We start from the raw sequence: 13,592 nt of genomic DNA on the forward strand, positions 1-13,592 counted from the left end.
GGAATTGAATTTCAGGGGCCCTTTGTTTTCAAAATTATATGATGGGCTGATATTACTGGATTTTGATTTTAAAGCTATCTGTCTTTGGCGCTCCCGGATCTATAGCAGTAAGCTGATTGGAAATTAATCTGCCATAGGAATCAATGACTACCAATCTGATTGTTTGTGGTTTTGCAGAATTTATTGTTGTTTTTAATTCAAAATCAGATACATAGCTGAATTTTATATCGCTGCTGTTCTTTACATCTACAGCATAGTTGTCCTGGAGAACGGTATATTTGAGCAGGCAATCTGAACATTCAACCCTGATTACGCCATCCTTTGAAAACACAACATTCGATAATGAATCATAGCCGGAATCTTTTTTACAACCTGTAAAAAGGAGGCAAAGGCAAAAGATTAGTGTAGTGATTCTTAATGTATTCATAACATACATAAGACATTAATGATGCCATTTTGTATTTATGAAGTGTTGAAGGTAAATCCTATCCTACAATTAGAAAATTTGCTTTGAACAATTCTTCCAGGTGTACCGGGTATAGTGGTTTCTTTAGCAGTTTAATCACATAAGGGTTAGCCTCAGCTTTGCGTATATCACCAAAATCAAGTGTTGAAGATAACATCGCTACCACACAATTTTCTTTTAATTCCGGAGGAAATCTTTTGTAGTTTTCAAGGAATTCAAATCCATCCATTTCAGGCATCTGAATATCTAAAAGAATCAGATTCGGTAATTTATCAAGCTGATTTGAATGTGTATTGAAATAACTCAGTGCCTCTTCTCCAGATTGACACTGAATGATTTCGTCGAATAATTTAGAGATAAAAATGATTTTAGAGTTGATCTTCAGGTCGATGATATTGTCATCAACCAGCATCACTTTTAGGGGTCTCTCCAGTTTATTTGGCATTGGGAATAGTAATTTTAAACGTAGTACCTTGGTTTAGTGATGAACTGACAGCTATTGTTCCATCAATTTTGTTTAGTGCTTCTTTGACAATAAACAGTCCTAATCCACTTCCTTTGTTATTTTTAGCTTTAAAGAACTGGGTAAATATTTTTTCCAGATGTTCATTCAAAATACCCAGCCCATTGTCTGTAATTGATATTTCTGCTGATAAAAGATTAGCTTCTATCGTAATATCCACCACCTTATGATGACCGCTCTCTTTTTGATATTTGATGGCATTGGAAATCAGGTTGCCTAATATCACTTCAATCCTGAAAGAGTCACCTTTAAATGGATGAGTCTGATTAATATTCAGATTAAACTGAGTATCCCTGTCACTATAGGCATACAGGTCAATCATCTCATCAACCAGTTTTTTGAAATCAATATCTGAATTTTCTGATACGTTTTTGTTGTTTTTATAATATTGAAGCGTCTTCTGGATATAATAGTCCAGCTTATTTGAACAGGATTCTATCAGTTCCCAATATTCACCGCTCGAATTGTACAGGCCTTCCATTTTGACCAGGTTGACAATGCCAATCACAGAAACAAGCGGGGCCCTTAACTCATGAGAGATGCTATAAATAAATCTGTTAAGCTCGTCATTTGTCTTTTCCAGCTCTTTAATTTTGTTCCTTAGATCAATTTTAGACCGGTAAGCGTCATGTGCGTTTTTGATAGAATTATGCAATTCCAGATCATTCCAGGGTTTAGTGATATATCTGTATATATCTCCATGATTAATTGCATCAGCCAGTGCTGCAATATCAGTGTAACCAGTAAGAAGTATACGGATAGGATCAGGATAAGTAGTCGCAATGCTCTTGAAAAATTCCACACCAGTGGTCTCCGGCATTTTCTGATCGGCAATAATTACTTCTACAGATAGGTTTTCTAATACCTTTAAACCTTCTGCAGCAGAAATTGCTGTATAAATTTCATATTGTCTCCTAAAACTTGCTTTGAATGCGAGGAGGTTGTTCTCTTCATCATCAATATATAGAACTTTAACAGGCGAGCGAGTCATATTATTGTATGTTTAGAGGCAAGGTAATAATAAATTCTGTACCTAGATTTACTTTTGTAACAACATCAATATGGCCTTTATGTTTTTCTATGATGCTAAAAACTATCGAAAGGCCTAATCCGGTCCCTTCTCCAACCTGTTTTGTGGTGAAGAAAGGTTCGAATATTTTCTGTTTAATTTCGTCTGTCATTCCCGAACCAGTATCCTTGATACTAATTTTTACATGATTATCTCCGGCAGTTGTTGAAATATAAATATATTCTTCGGATGCCGGGTTTTCTTTTACTTTTAGTGCATGTATTGCGTTGGTAATCAGGTTCATAAATACCTGATTAATCTTGCCGGGCAGACATTCTACTAAAGGCAGCGGCTGCAGATCTTTCACAATATTTATATATGGAGGAAGCGTACTTCTGACTAAAACCAACGTGGATTCTAACCCTTCATTCAGGTCTACAGGTTTAGTATCACTCTCATCCAGCCTGCTGAAATTTTTCAGACTTCTGATAATTTCTGCTGTTCTTTTTGCACCCTCACCAATTCCTGAAAGTAATGAATTAATTTCTGTTTTGATAAAATCAATATCAATTTGTTTCTTAAATCTGTCTATAGCGGCGATCTGTTCAGGTATGTCACTGGATGGGTCCAGTTCTTCATATTTCTGGATAACATCGTACAGATCGTTAATATCTAAGCCCAGAGGTTTGATATTTGAAGTTACAAAATTAATAGGATTATTTATTTCATGAGCGATACCGGCAGTTAACTGACCCAGTCCGGCCATTTTTTCTGCATCCACCAGTTGTGACTGTGCTTCTTTTAATTCTTTAAGCGTAAGGTTTAAAGTGGCGTTCGAATTCTGTAATTCTTCAGTACGTCTGTTGACCTGGATTTCCAGTTCAATATTTTGTTCCCGGATCAGTCTTTCATTCTCTTTGGAAATTTGAAGCGCCTGTTCCTGTGATTGTTCTTTGTCCCTTCTATAAACGTTTATTTTATCGGCCAATGCAAAAGAAAGCAGGGTGATTTGTATCACAGAGCCGATTTCTAAAATATAAGAAGTAAAAAGATTGTATTCAATTAAGTTGAAGTTCCTTAAGACAAAAATTACGACACACAATAAAAATATGGTATAAGCGATAAGGAAGAACAGGGCAGGGCGGGAGCCTTTTCTTCTGATCACATTGGCCACATAAAGGAAATACAGGGAGCCAAATAAGGCTAGTGTCTGTAAACATTTAATGCTGTCGATATGACGGCCCGAAAACCATAAGCCCATCGCTATAAAATAGCAGGCTACAAATATATCTATTCCTATATGTAGTTTTGGGGTTTGTACTTTGGTCTGTAAAAACCTCTTTAAAAACAGGGCAGTAGTAATCCCAGAGAAAAACGGGACCAGAAATGAACTGTTTATGGCTAACCATGGACTATCCGGCCAGAGGAATTTAAAAGCATAACCCTGAAAAGTAGCCTGTGTAAGCCCGACAAAGAAGATGTAAATAATGTAATAGATATAACTCGGATCTTTGATCGTAAATGATATAAACAGGTTATATAAAATCATAATAATGATAATACCTGCGTAGATACCGAATAATATATTTTTGTTGTTGTCATTAACCAATACCACTTTTGGAGTTCCCAGGGAAATTGGCAGCTGGATCTGATCTGTAGAGTTGATACTGATATAAAAAGTTTCTTTCCCGCTTTTTGGAATCTTTATCGGGAAGATGTAATTGGGGTTATTGACCAGCCTTTCATGGAAAGACTTGAATTTTCCTAGTTTTGATGAGGCATAAAGTTTATGCTGTTCCAGTCTGTAGAGTGTAATACTATCAATTGCGGGCTGTGCAACCACCAGCATCAGGCTTTCTACCTGACTTTGATTTTCTACAGTGAATTTAATCCATATCTTATCGGAGGTTATCCCCAGATTCGGGACCTTTTGATTGAGGTATTCAAACTTTCGGTGAATAATCTCATTGATGGTTAATGTTTTAGAAGGATCTTTGAAAACGGAAATTCCATTTTCAACTCTGAGGATTTTGTTGTCGTCTTTAAAGACCAGCGTGCTATCCTGAGCCGCTGAACAGGTTAGCACAGTATGGATTGAAAGCGCTATTAATAAAAAAAATACTTTTTTAAACAGGGTCATGGAGGTTTGGAATGTCTAAATTATATTCTAACTGGTACATACCTTTTGGGCCTCTTTCTTCAAAAAGCTGATGTGGATTATCACGCAGAGAAAGGATTTTTTCACGTTCAGCATCATCTGCATTACTCAGGTCAAAAGGATTTCTTAATCTCATCGCAGTTGCTACAAGGTCGTCTTTCGGATAATAGAAAAGTCCATTGTTTCCAAGAGAAGTTTCAATCACGCAACCCACTCTTTTTCCCATTCTGACAGTTACCGGCGCACAAAGTACGAATAAACTAACGATAGGTAATTTTGCTGCCAGAACTGAGCCCACCCTGGCCAGTACATGGCTTCCAATACCCATACCAGCAACCTCTCTTGAATTCCATAAACCACATAATTCACAGGTTCCGCCACGATCTTCATCGGCATTAATCATGTCATATATTTTGGAATCATACTTTCCTATAGCCGAAGCAATGGGAAGTTCGTATTGATCTGTCTTGATCTGAATTCTTGCGCCGCCATAGACAAATTTTGTTTCTTTGTCTTCCACCAGGATCACCATAGTTTTTGGATCTTCTACCCAATCCTGTTTATTTGAAGTAATCTGCGTTATTCCATAAAGCTCCAGTAATCTTTTGTGGCCGACAATAAATTTTGAGCATGCTTCCGGATCATCCGGAGCTCTGAATGTTCTAATGTGTATCATTGTCCCCGTTTATATTAGTAATAGTATTGAATTCATCTTTAAACAAATTGTCGAAATCTACGAAGTATCTTCCAGAACTGGTAAATTGTTTAAGCAGAATTCTGCGGCTGATATCAGTAATCATTGCCCCGCCCAGTGTTACTGCAGAGGCGAGCTGCGGCCAGCCTACAATTGTTTTGTTCATTTCACCCACAGATTTCATCATTGCCTCTGAAAGATTTTCAAATCCAATAATTTTGGCCAGATAACCTATTTTCTCCGGAATAGTCAGTTTATTCAGCGTTTCAGTCAGCTGATCTGCAGTTAAAGCTTCCAGTTCAGCTACTTTTCCATGAAAGATTGGTCGCTGCGGTTCCAGATCGAAACGTTCTACATCCAGCATTCCTTTGTCATTGGTATCCATCACAACCGGTATACCGAGTGCTTTGGCTTTAATCCGCGCAAGGATTTTAATGTCAATCCCATCACACTCTTCCACCAGGATATCCAGTTTACCATTACCAGTGAAAAATCCATCAATTGTATCCAGTGTAATACCTTCTGTAAAGCAGATCACATGGATGAATGGATCAAGTTCAGCAATCTGTCTTGCAGCTACAATCGCTTTATTCTGACCAAGGTCTTGTACATTGACCCTGATCCTGTTCATATTGCTCAGCTCAATTTCATCAAAATCAGCAAGACGGATCTCACCACAGGTACGTTCCATAGCCAGTGTTAAAGCAATGCTCTGTCCAACTGACAGACCAATAATCCCTATCTTTTTTTGCTTCAGGATAGCTATTTCTTCGGGTGTAACCTTATAAACATTTCTGCTGGTTCTTACCTGTGCAAATTCCTCTTCATCCAGCGTATGCACCAGTTTATTGGACCATGGATAATAAACCCATACGCCATACTGATCTGCCTCTGCGTTCATATGCAGAGCGATCAGCTCAGCAGATTCTGCTGCAGTCAGTTTTTTTTGCGGATTATTGAGTTTAATCAATTCTGCAAGCTGGCTTAAAATAGTGTCATAAATGATCAGGCTGGTGTTGCTGTCAATTAAAGCTTTTAGCTTTTCTCCTTCTTCCGGGTTGATTAATCTGAAATAAACAGGACGGTATATTGTTGAATGGCCGGGAGCATTAACACTAGAATTAATCTTATCCATTTTTGCTTTATTGTGTGAGCTTTTGTGTAAAATTGATCAATTATTATTTAGAAATAATTTTTATCCGAAATTAGTTTTTTAGAATTTATAAAAGCAATATATTTAACAAAAAAATCCAATAAAAAACAATGAATTCCGACACCCCAATTAATGTGCTTTATGTGGATGATGAAGTTCATAATCTTAACTCTTTTAAAGCCGGCTTTAGAAGGAAATTCAACATTTTTACAGCAGAATCTGCAGTAGAGGGACGGAAAATATTAGAAACTGAACTTATTCATGTAATTATCACAGATCAACGCATGCCGGTTACTACTGGTATAGAATTTCTGGAGTCAATAATTCCTGATTTTCCTGATCCAATCAGGATATTGCTGACAGGCTACGCAGATATTAATGCTGTAATTGATGCCATCAACAAAGGTCAGGTTTATAAATATATTCAAAAGCCCTGGATGGATGAAGATCTGAGGATCAACATCGAAAAAGCATATGAAATTTATGCCTTGAGAAAAGAGAATAAAGAATTGACAGAAGCATTGCTGGTAGCTAACAAACAGCTGGAGTTTTTATTAAGACAGAATCTGCTTTCTTAATCACAAAATGCAAATGGAACCTTTTAGGTTCCATTTTTTTTATAAATAAATATAATTCCGTTAAAGTTCTTTTCTTAATCTGGCGACAGGAATATTCATTTGTTCCCTATATTTCGCCACAGTCCTGCGGGCAATATTATATCCTTGTTCTTTTAATATTTCTGTTAGTTTCTCATCTGCAAGCGGTTTGCGCTTATCTTCATTACCGATGCAGTCTTCCAATATCTTTTTCACTTCTTTATTAGAGACTTCTTCGCCATTTTCTGTTTGAATGGCTTCTGAGAAGAAAGATTTCAATAAGAAAGTACCAAATTCAGTTTGTACATACTTAGAGTTTGCTACCCTGGATACGGTAGAAATATCCATGTCAATTTTATCTGCGATATCTTTCAGGATCATTGGACGCATTTTGCGTTCGTCTCCTGTCAGTAAATATTCATACTGATACTGCATAATCGCATTCATGGTTTTGAGCAAAGTCTGCTGACGCTGTTTAATGGCATCGATAAACCATTTTGCTGAATCCAGTTTTTGCTTCACAAACTGTACAGCTTCTTTGAGCTTTTTATCTTTTTGAGCAGCCTTATCATAGTGCTGGAACATATCGATATAAGAACGGCTTACCCTTAACTCCGGTGCATTTTTTGAGTTTAAAGTCAAAATCAAAACAGAGTCATTGTTTGAAATATGAAAATCAGGGATAACCTGTAATTGTTTGGTTGTTACCTGGTTTGAGTCACCTGGTTTAGGGTTCAGACGAAGGATCTCTGCAATGATTTCCTTTAAATCTTCACTGTTTAAACCCAGTGATTTTTCAAGTTTGTCGTAATGTTTTCTTGTAAATTCATCCAGATAGTTTTCTACGATCATAATCGCTTTCTGGATAATCGGATTGTTCGGGTCTTTTCTGCGCAGTTGTAAGGTCAGACATTCCTGAAGGTCTCTGGCAGCAATTCCCGGAGGATCGAAACTCTGAATAACTTTGAGCATTTCCAGTACATCTTCTTCTTCGACCATGGCATTTTGTGAAAAGGCAAGGTCATCGATCATCGAAGTAATTGGTCTGCGCAGGTAACCATCATCATCAAGACTACCAATGATCTGTTTACCAATGATAAAATCCTGGTCGGATAAAGGAACAAGGTCAAGCTGTTCCTGCAGGCTTTCAAAGAAAGTACTCTCAATGGCTATCGGAGTTTCTTTCTTTTCTTCATCATCATCATTATTGTTGTAAGATGTGCTGTAATCATTTCCACCATCATCCTGTAAATAGTCATCTACATTAAATTCATCGGTACTTTCTTCCTTTGAACCCCCATCGAAATCATCAGGTGAATCATTCAGATCATCATATTCACTTTTAGGTTCTTCCGCGATCATTAAACTTGGGTCTTCAAGCGCTGGATTTTCTTCTAATTCTTCTTTTATTCTGGTATCAAGGGAAACAGTAGGAACCTGCAGCAGCTTTATAAATTGAATCTGCTGAGGAGATAACTTTTGAAGTAATTTTTGTTGTAAATGTTGTTTAAGCATGTTTTGTAGAAAAGGTATTGTGACCCGTTTCAAAAATAAGCATTTGGTTTATATATCAGCTATAGTGTTTAGCTAAATATTGCTTTAGAATGTGTTTTTCCAACAAAAAAGCTTTGTTTTTGTTATAAAGTTTATATTTTTATTGATAGTTGAACACCATGAAAAATTAAAATTATGAGTTTTGTAAAAGAATTTAAGGAATTTGCCATTAAAGGAAATGTAGTCGATCTGGCAGTCGGTGTGATTATTGGAGGTGCATTCGGCAAGATTGTTACCTCAATGGTTAATGATTTAATCATGCCTCCTATCAGTTTACTGATTGGGGATAAAGGATTTGTGAATTATTATATACCATTAAGCGATAAAGTGAGGGCGTTTGTTGCTGCTAATCCAACTGCTTCTCTTGAAGATACAAAAAAGGCGGGTCCTGTGTTTGCATGGGGTAATTTTGCTACTGAGGTGATTAACTTTGTTATTCTTGCTTTCATTATTTTTCTCATGGTTAAAGCTATTAATCAGTTGAAACGTAAACAAGAGGAAGTTCCTGTTGTTGAGCCGGTTCCAACAAAAGAAGAAGTTCTATTAGGAGAAATCAGAGACCTGTTGAAAAATAAAAGTCTTTAGAAAATAGATAAATACCTGTTCGCAGGTTTTGTTATTGAGTAAAAGAGGCTGGCCTGTAATTGTTTTACGGGGCAGCCTCTTTTTGTTTTAGACTGAGCAGAAAGAATTAATCAGCCCAAAAATCTGATGACGTATTTATTTTGTTACAATACTTGTGATGATGATATAATCTCCCAATTCTGCCTGTTTGTTCCAGTCTGGCTGCACATCTGTTTGACCTGCAAAACATGAAATATTGACCAGATTAAGTTTTGGTCCGTATTTTTTTAGCTGGGCAAATGTACCCAGGTGCTCATCACTATGGAATCTGCCATTGACTTGGAAGATCTTTTTCTTAGGGTTCAGTTTTGTATATTTAGCAATTGACCAGGCCATAGAAGCATCCCACAGATTCTGTGTCTGAAAGATTTTCATTCCTCCCATATCATGCCCGCCCAGAGTCTCTATAAATTTCTCATGGTATCTTCCTGTGGCTGTATCGATTGGCAGCGGCGGAAGAAATGCTTTTGAAACTGCAGGAAAATCGTTTAGTTTTCCTAATCCTAAAAACGTAACCGCATTGCTGTATCTTGTCGCTGCATTAGCACCTATAACCTCTGCTTTATTTTGTTTTGCCAGTTCAATTAATGGTTTATAATCCTTGTAATTGTTCCATGCACGTGCTTCTTTGATGAAGTTTTTTTCAGAAATCAGTGCAGCAAGATATTCATTGATCACAGGCTGTACATCTGTCGAAAACATTTCTAATGATAAGGCTGTACCGGGATAAGTTTGTATCATTTTATTGAAAATATCAGCTTCCAGTAAATGTCCTATAGAGTCGTTATGCTCTTCACCAAAGAAAAGTACGTCCACATTTTTCATGTTTTTGACCAGTTCTTCTACGCTGATATTTTTTTTGGTTTTAGTTTCGAATATCTTGTAAGACTGATCCGTATTCTGAGCAAATAAAACTGTGGGGATCAAGACCCACGCAAGGAGAAAGAGTTTCTGTTTCATGGTGATTTAAATTATTTTTCAAAGTAACGTATAATTAGACTGAATTTAAACTCATCCTGTTTACCGGCAAAAAAATGATGTTCACCGGGGTTTTACAGCCATACAGGCAATAGCTGTTTAGCAATTATGATTTAAGACTTAATTTTGGTTACAACAAATGAATACAAAGATCATGGAAAACAATAAATATAAAAATAGTCCTAACAGAATATGGAGCGGCCTGATCCTTTTAATTATAGGGGCTGTCTTTTTATTAAGGAATTTTGGTTTCGATATTCCTTACTGGGTATTTAACTGGCCTATGCTATTAATCGTAATCGGTCTGGTCATCGGGGCCAAGCGCAGATTTAACGGAGGGGGCTGGCTGATTATGGTTTTAGTCGGAGGGTATTTTACCCTGCAAAGTATAGCTGATTTTAACCTGACACAGTATTATATAGGTGCTGGCTTCATCATTTTAGGCTTGTATTTAATACTGAAGCCCAGGAAACCCAGAAAAGACTGGTATGGTACCAGGTATGACTGGCATAGTAGAAAATACCGCGCTTACAGCCGGACAGATTGGAGGTATCAACCCACAGATCCGATGGCTAATACTGCTGATACGCTAGGTAATGCTGCTGATCCGCAAAATAACCCTGCAGGCTCACAGACTGATCCGCACCAACCGCAGGGAGATTCTGGGTATAACCAGGCTTTCGACCCTTACCATAGGGCTCATGGCAATGAAACTGATTTTATAGATTCTGTCAATGTGTTTGGAGGAAGTAAAAGACAGGTCTATTCGAAAAATTTCAAAGGGGGAGATATAGTCTCTGTTTTTGGCGGATGTGAACTTGATTTAAGACAGGCTGATTTTGAGAATACAGTGGCGATTGAGGTCGTAGCGATATTTGGCGGAGTTAAATTGATTATTCCGCCGACATGGATAGTGAAGTCAGAATTAACACCAATTTTTGGCGGTCTTGACGATAAGCGTTCAGTTAACCAGGTTGCCAGTGAACCACCTAAAATAATTACGATAAATGGAGTAGCTTTATTTGGTGGAGTTAGTATAAGTAATTATTAAAAAAGAAGTTGTGACCGATAATCCCCTGTTAACAAAAAAAGCACAGAGAACAGCAGTAATACTCTTTCTGTCCTGGACAGCGGCGTTTATATTGCTGTTCGTTTATACGCTGAATTTTAACTGGTATGTATCTGTCGCCGATAGTTTAATTACCAATACGCTTTTAGCTATTGCCTGTGTGGTTCTCAATATGGTACTGCGATTTTATCAGCCAAAGGATGAAATTGTACTTTTTGTGCTTGTATTGACCATTGCACTTTCTGTTCTGATTGCTTTTGTCTGCAGACTGTTATTGAGCCACATTTTTGTTCAGGACCATACTTATGTGAACTTCCTGAATTTTTCATTGATATTCAGGTTTATCGTCATTTTTGTTTTTCTGGCCTGGTGTGCATTTGTGAATGTACTCTGGTATCGGCTAGAGGAACAATCCGATACACAGGAACGTTTGTTTGCCACACAGAATCTGGCTAAAGAAGCCGAATTGAACAAGCTGAGGCATCAGCTACAGCCTCATTTTTTATTCAATAGCCTGAACTCTGTCTATGCGCTCACAATAGTGAATCCAAAAGAAGCAGGAACCATGATTATGAAACTGGCTTCTTTTTTAAGAGGGACGCTAAAAAGGGATGATGAGGTTTGGGTCAGTGTGGCAGAAGAAATGGAATATATCCAGTTGTACCTGGATATTGAAAAAGTAAGATTCAGCCACCGGCTAAATCTGGATATCCGGATCGATGAGGATACCCTGGCGCTCTGCTTACCGGGAACGCTATTACAGCCCATTGTTGAAAATGCAATCAAATTCGGGCTATATAATACTTCTGCACCTATATTAATCTCTATAACTGTGGAAATTGAAAATAATATGCTTAAAATTAGTGTACAGAACCCTTTTGAGCCAGAAATGAAGGCGGTAGAGGGAACTGGCTTCGGGCTGAGTGCAATCCGCAGAAGATTATATCTGCTGTTTGCAGACCATACACTTTTACAAACGGCCTCAACAGCCGATAATATTTATATAACTACGCTTAAAATACCACAGAAAATATGATACGTACTATTCTTATTGACGATGAGCCTTTAGCCAGAGATGTTGTAAAACATTACCTGAAAAGTTTTCCTGAAATAGAAATTGTGGCCGAATGCAGCGATGGCTTTGAAGGGCTTAAGGCAATTGCAGCTTTTCGTCCGGACTTTATTTTTCTGGATATACAAATGCCTAAGATTAATGGTTTTGAGATGCTGGAACTGGTAGAGAATCCACCGGCGGTGATATTTACTACTGCATTTGATGAATTTGCCATCAAAGCTTTTGAAGTGAATGCGATTGATTATTTATTGAAGCCGATAGAACAGGATAGGTTTGAGCAGGCTATACAAAGGCTGCCTTCTAAACTAAAACAACCGGATGTAACCTCCGAACTACTGGAAACTGCTTCAATAAGTCCGGCACAGCACAATAGGGTAGTGGTTAAAAGCAATGGAGTGATCAAGATTATTGCGGTCACTGACATTCATTATCTGGAAGCGGATGATGACCATGTTAAACTAAGTACAACAGAGGGGATTTTCTATAAGAATAAGACAATGAGTTTCTTTGAAAAAACACTCGATAGCGAACAATTTATAAGAATTCACCGTTCTTATTTAATCAATCTGGGTCAGGTCACTAAAATTGAACTGAAAGAAAAAGATAGTTATATCGTACTTTTGAAGTCAGATATCTGGCTGCCTGTCAGCAAAACAGGCTATATTAAACTTAAAGCAGCACTGGGTTTATAGGTACTGTTTAAATAAAAATGCAAACACATGTTGTATGTATTTGCATTTAAGAAAAAATCGCATTATATTTGCACCTCTCAATTAAAAAATAATAGTTAAGATATCATACAGTTATGAAAAGAACATTCCAACCTTCGCAAAGAAAGAGAAGAAACAAACACGGCTTCCGCGAAAGAATGGCTACAGCAAACGGTAGAAGAGTATTAGCTTCTCGTCGTGCAAAAGGAAGAAAAAAATTATCAGTTTCTGACGAACGTCGTCACAAAGCATAATTTTGATTGCAGCAAATTATTGCTGGCAGGTCATTTAGTCTGCAAAATCTGCGATCAAAAACATGAAAAATTTTACCAAAGAAGAACGGTTATGCAGCAGGAAATTATTAGACCTGCTATTTAAGAACGGTTCTTCTTTTTTAGTATATCCCTTTCGGGTTTCTTATCTGTTTATACCGGAGAAAAATGCTTCTCCTGTTCAGGTAGTGGTTAATGTATCTAAAAAAAGATTCAAGCGTGCACATGACAGAAATCTGATCAAGCGCAGGACGCGTGAAGCTTACCGGTTACTTAAATCATCAGCCCTGTATCCCTTATTGAATCATCCTGATCAATTGTTATTGCTTTCTCTCCAATTTGTTGGAAAGGAACATTATGATTTTACATTCTTCGAGAAAAAATTAGCTGTTACGCTTAAAAAACTGGTACTGACTGTAAATCCCCCTGCTCAAAAAAATGAAACTGATTAAGCAAATTATCGGCTGGTTCTTTTTAGCACTGATCAGGTTCTATCAGTTGTTTTTATCTCCTTTGCTGGGTGCAAGCTGTCGTTTTACACCTACCTGTTCTCAATACGGCGTAGAAGCGATAAAAAAGCATGGTCCTTTTAAAGGCGGCTGGTTAACGTTAAAACGTATCGGACGTTGTCATCCCTGGGGTAAACACGGACATGATCCTGTTCCATGACAATTATCAGATTTCTCTTAAATTTTAATCTACTATATTTGC

16 protein-coding genes are annotated in these 13,592 nt (G+C 37.4%); 8 read left to right on the forward strand and 8 right to left on the reverse strand.

Annotated features, from left to right (window positions below; translation table 11 throughout):
- Nucleotides 1-52: 52 nt before the first annotated feature.
- Genes HDE68_RS02490 through HDE68_RS02515 form a run of 6 tightly spaced genes read right to left on the reverse strand, consistent with a single transcriptional unit; the run spans nucleotide 53 to nucleotide 5,985 of the window.
- Entirely contained in the window at nucleotides 53-427 is a 375-nt protein-coding gene (locus HDE68_RS02490) for a hypothetical protein (protein WP_183878577.1), read from the reverse strand.
- Between the two features lie 58 nt (nucleotides 428-485).
- Entirely contained in the window at nucleotides 486-911 is a 426-nt protein-coding gene (locus HDE68_RS02495) for a response regulator (RefSeq protein WP_183878579.1), read from the reverse strand.
- Nucleotides 901-1,980, reverse strand: a complete 1,080-nt coding sequence (locus tag HDE68_RS02500; protein WP_183878582.1) for a hybrid sensor histidine kinase/response regulator — start codon at nucleotides 1,978-1,980, stop codon at nucleotides 901-903. Before HDE68_RS02500 ends, HDE68_RS02495 begins: the two co-directional genes overlap by 11 nt.
- A gap of 1 nt (nucleotide 1,981) precedes the next feature.
- Nucleotides 1,982-4,138 (reverse strand): 7TM diverse intracellular signaling domain-containing protein, encoded by a 2,157-nt coding sequence (locus tag HDE68_RS02505; protein ID WP_183878584.1) that lies wholly within the window; start codon nucleotides 4,136-4,138, stop codon nucleotides 1,982-1,984.
- Complete coding sequence (locus HDE68_RS02510) at nucleotides 4,125-4,832, reverse strand: hypothetical protein (RefSeq protein ID WP_183878586.1); 708 nt, start codon at nucleotides 4,830-4,832, stop codon at nucleotides 4,125-4,127. Before HDE68_RS02510 ends, HDE68_RS02505 begins: the two co-directional genes overlap by 14 nt.
- The gene (locus HDE68_RS02515; protein ID WP_183878588.1) at nucleotides 4,819-5,985 is read right to left on the reverse strand and encodes a ThiF family adenylyltransferase; all 1,167 of its coding nucleotides are present in this window, start codon (nucleotides 5,983-5,985) and stop codon (nucleotides 4,819-4,821) included. Before HDE68_RS02515 ends, HDE68_RS02510 begins: the two co-directional genes overlap by 14 nt.
- Nucleotides 5,986-6,113: 128 nt before the next feature.
- On the opposite strand from HDE68_RS02515, the gene HDE68_RS02520 reads away from it, so the two are divergent.
- On the forward strand, nucleotides 6,114-6,581 hold the full coding sequence (locus HDE68_RS02520) for a response regulator (protein ID WP_183878590.1): 468 nt from the start codon (nucleotides 6,114-6,116) through the stop codon (nucleotides 6,579-6,581).
- 60 nt (nucleotides 6,582-6,641) lie between these two features.
- Here HDE68_RS02520 and rpoN read toward each other — a convergent pair whose 3' ends face one another.
- Nucleotides 6,642-8,114 carry an RNA polymerase factor sigma-54 gene (gene rpoN, locus HDE68_RS02525; RefSeq protein WP_183878592.1) on the reverse strand — a complete coding sequence of 491 codons (1,473 nt, stop codon included), beginning with the start codon at nucleotides 8,112-8,114 and terminating at the stop codon, nucleotides 6,642-6,644.
- 174 nt (nucleotides 8,115-8,288) lie between these two features.
- Between rpoN and mscL the strand changes: the two genes are divergently transcribed.
- Nucleotides 8,289-8,738 carry a large conductance mechanosensitive channel protein MscL gene (mscL, locus tag HDE68_RS02530; RefSeq protein ID WP_183878594.1) on the forward strand — a complete coding sequence of 150 codons (450 nt, stop codon included), beginning with the start codon at nucleotides 8,289-8,291 and terminating at the stop codon, nucleotides 8,736-8,738.
- A gap of 135 nt (nucleotides 8,739-8,873) precedes the next feature.
- On the opposite strand, the gene HDE68_RS02535 is transcribed toward mscL, so the two are convergent.
- Entirely contained in the window at nucleotides 8,874-9,737 is an 864-nt protein-coding gene (locus tag HDE68_RS02535) for a ChaN family lipoprotein (protein WP_183878596.1), read from the reverse strand.
- A gap of 157 nt (nucleotides 9,738-9,894) precedes the next feature.
- Between HDE68_RS02535 and HDE68_RS02540 the strand changes: the two genes are divergently transcribed.
- From HDE68_RS02540 to yidD, 6 genes are all read left to right on the forward strand, one after another.
- Nucleotides 9,895-10,806, forward strand: coding sequence for a cell wall-active antibiotics response protein (locus HDE68_RS02540; RefSeq protein WP_260171588.1), 912 nt, complete (start codon nucleotides 9,895-9,897; stop codon nucleotides 10,804-10,806).
- A gap of 10 nt (nucleotides 10,807-10,816) precedes the next feature.
- Nucleotides 10,817-11,860, forward strand: coding sequence for a sensor histidine kinase (locus tag HDE68_RS02545; RefSeq protein ID WP_317617678.1), 1,044 nt, complete (start codon nucleotides 10,817-10,819; stop codon nucleotides 11,858-11,860).
- Complete coding sequence (locus HDE68_RS02550) at nucleotides 11,857-12,591, forward strand: LytR/AlgR family response regulator transcription factor (protein ID WP_183878598.1); 735 nt, start codon at nucleotides 11,857-11,859, stop codon at nucleotides 12,589-12,591. The genes HDE68_RS02545 and HDE68_RS02550 overlap by 4 nt, the downstream gene beginning before the upstream one ends.
- 113 nt (nucleotides 12,592-12,704) lie before the next feature.
- The gene (rpmH, locus tag HDE68_RS02555; RefSeq protein WP_008241331.1) at nucleotides 12,705-12,863 is read left to right on the forward strand and encodes a 50S ribosomal protein L34; all 159 of its coding nucleotides are present in this window, start codon (nucleotides 12,705-12,707) and stop codon (nucleotides 12,861-12,863) included.
- Nucleotides 12,864-12,925: 62 nt separating this feature from the next.
- Nucleotides 12,926-13,333 carry a ribonuclease P protein component gene (locus tag HDE68_RS02560; RefSeq protein WP_183878600.1) on the forward strand — a complete coding sequence of 136 codons (408 nt, stop codon included), beginning with the start codon at nucleotides 12,926-12,928 and terminating at the stop codon, nucleotides 13,331-13,333.
- Nucleotides 13,320-13,550, forward strand: a complete 231-nt coding sequence (gene yidD, locus HDE68_RS02565; protein WP_041884785.1) for a membrane protein insertion efficiency factor YidD — start codon at nucleotides 13,320-13,322, stop codon at nucleotides 13,548-13,550. The genes HDE68_RS02560 and yidD overlap by 14 nt, the downstream gene beginning before the upstream one ends.
- Nucleotides 13,551-13,592 lie beyond the last annotated feature (42 nt).

Origin of the sequence: Pedobacter cryoconitis (assembly GCF_014200605.1) — a bacterium.
Lineage (GTDB): Bacteria > Bacteroidota > Bacteroidia > Sphingobacteriales > Sphingobacteriaceae > Pedobacter > Pedobacter cryoconitis_B.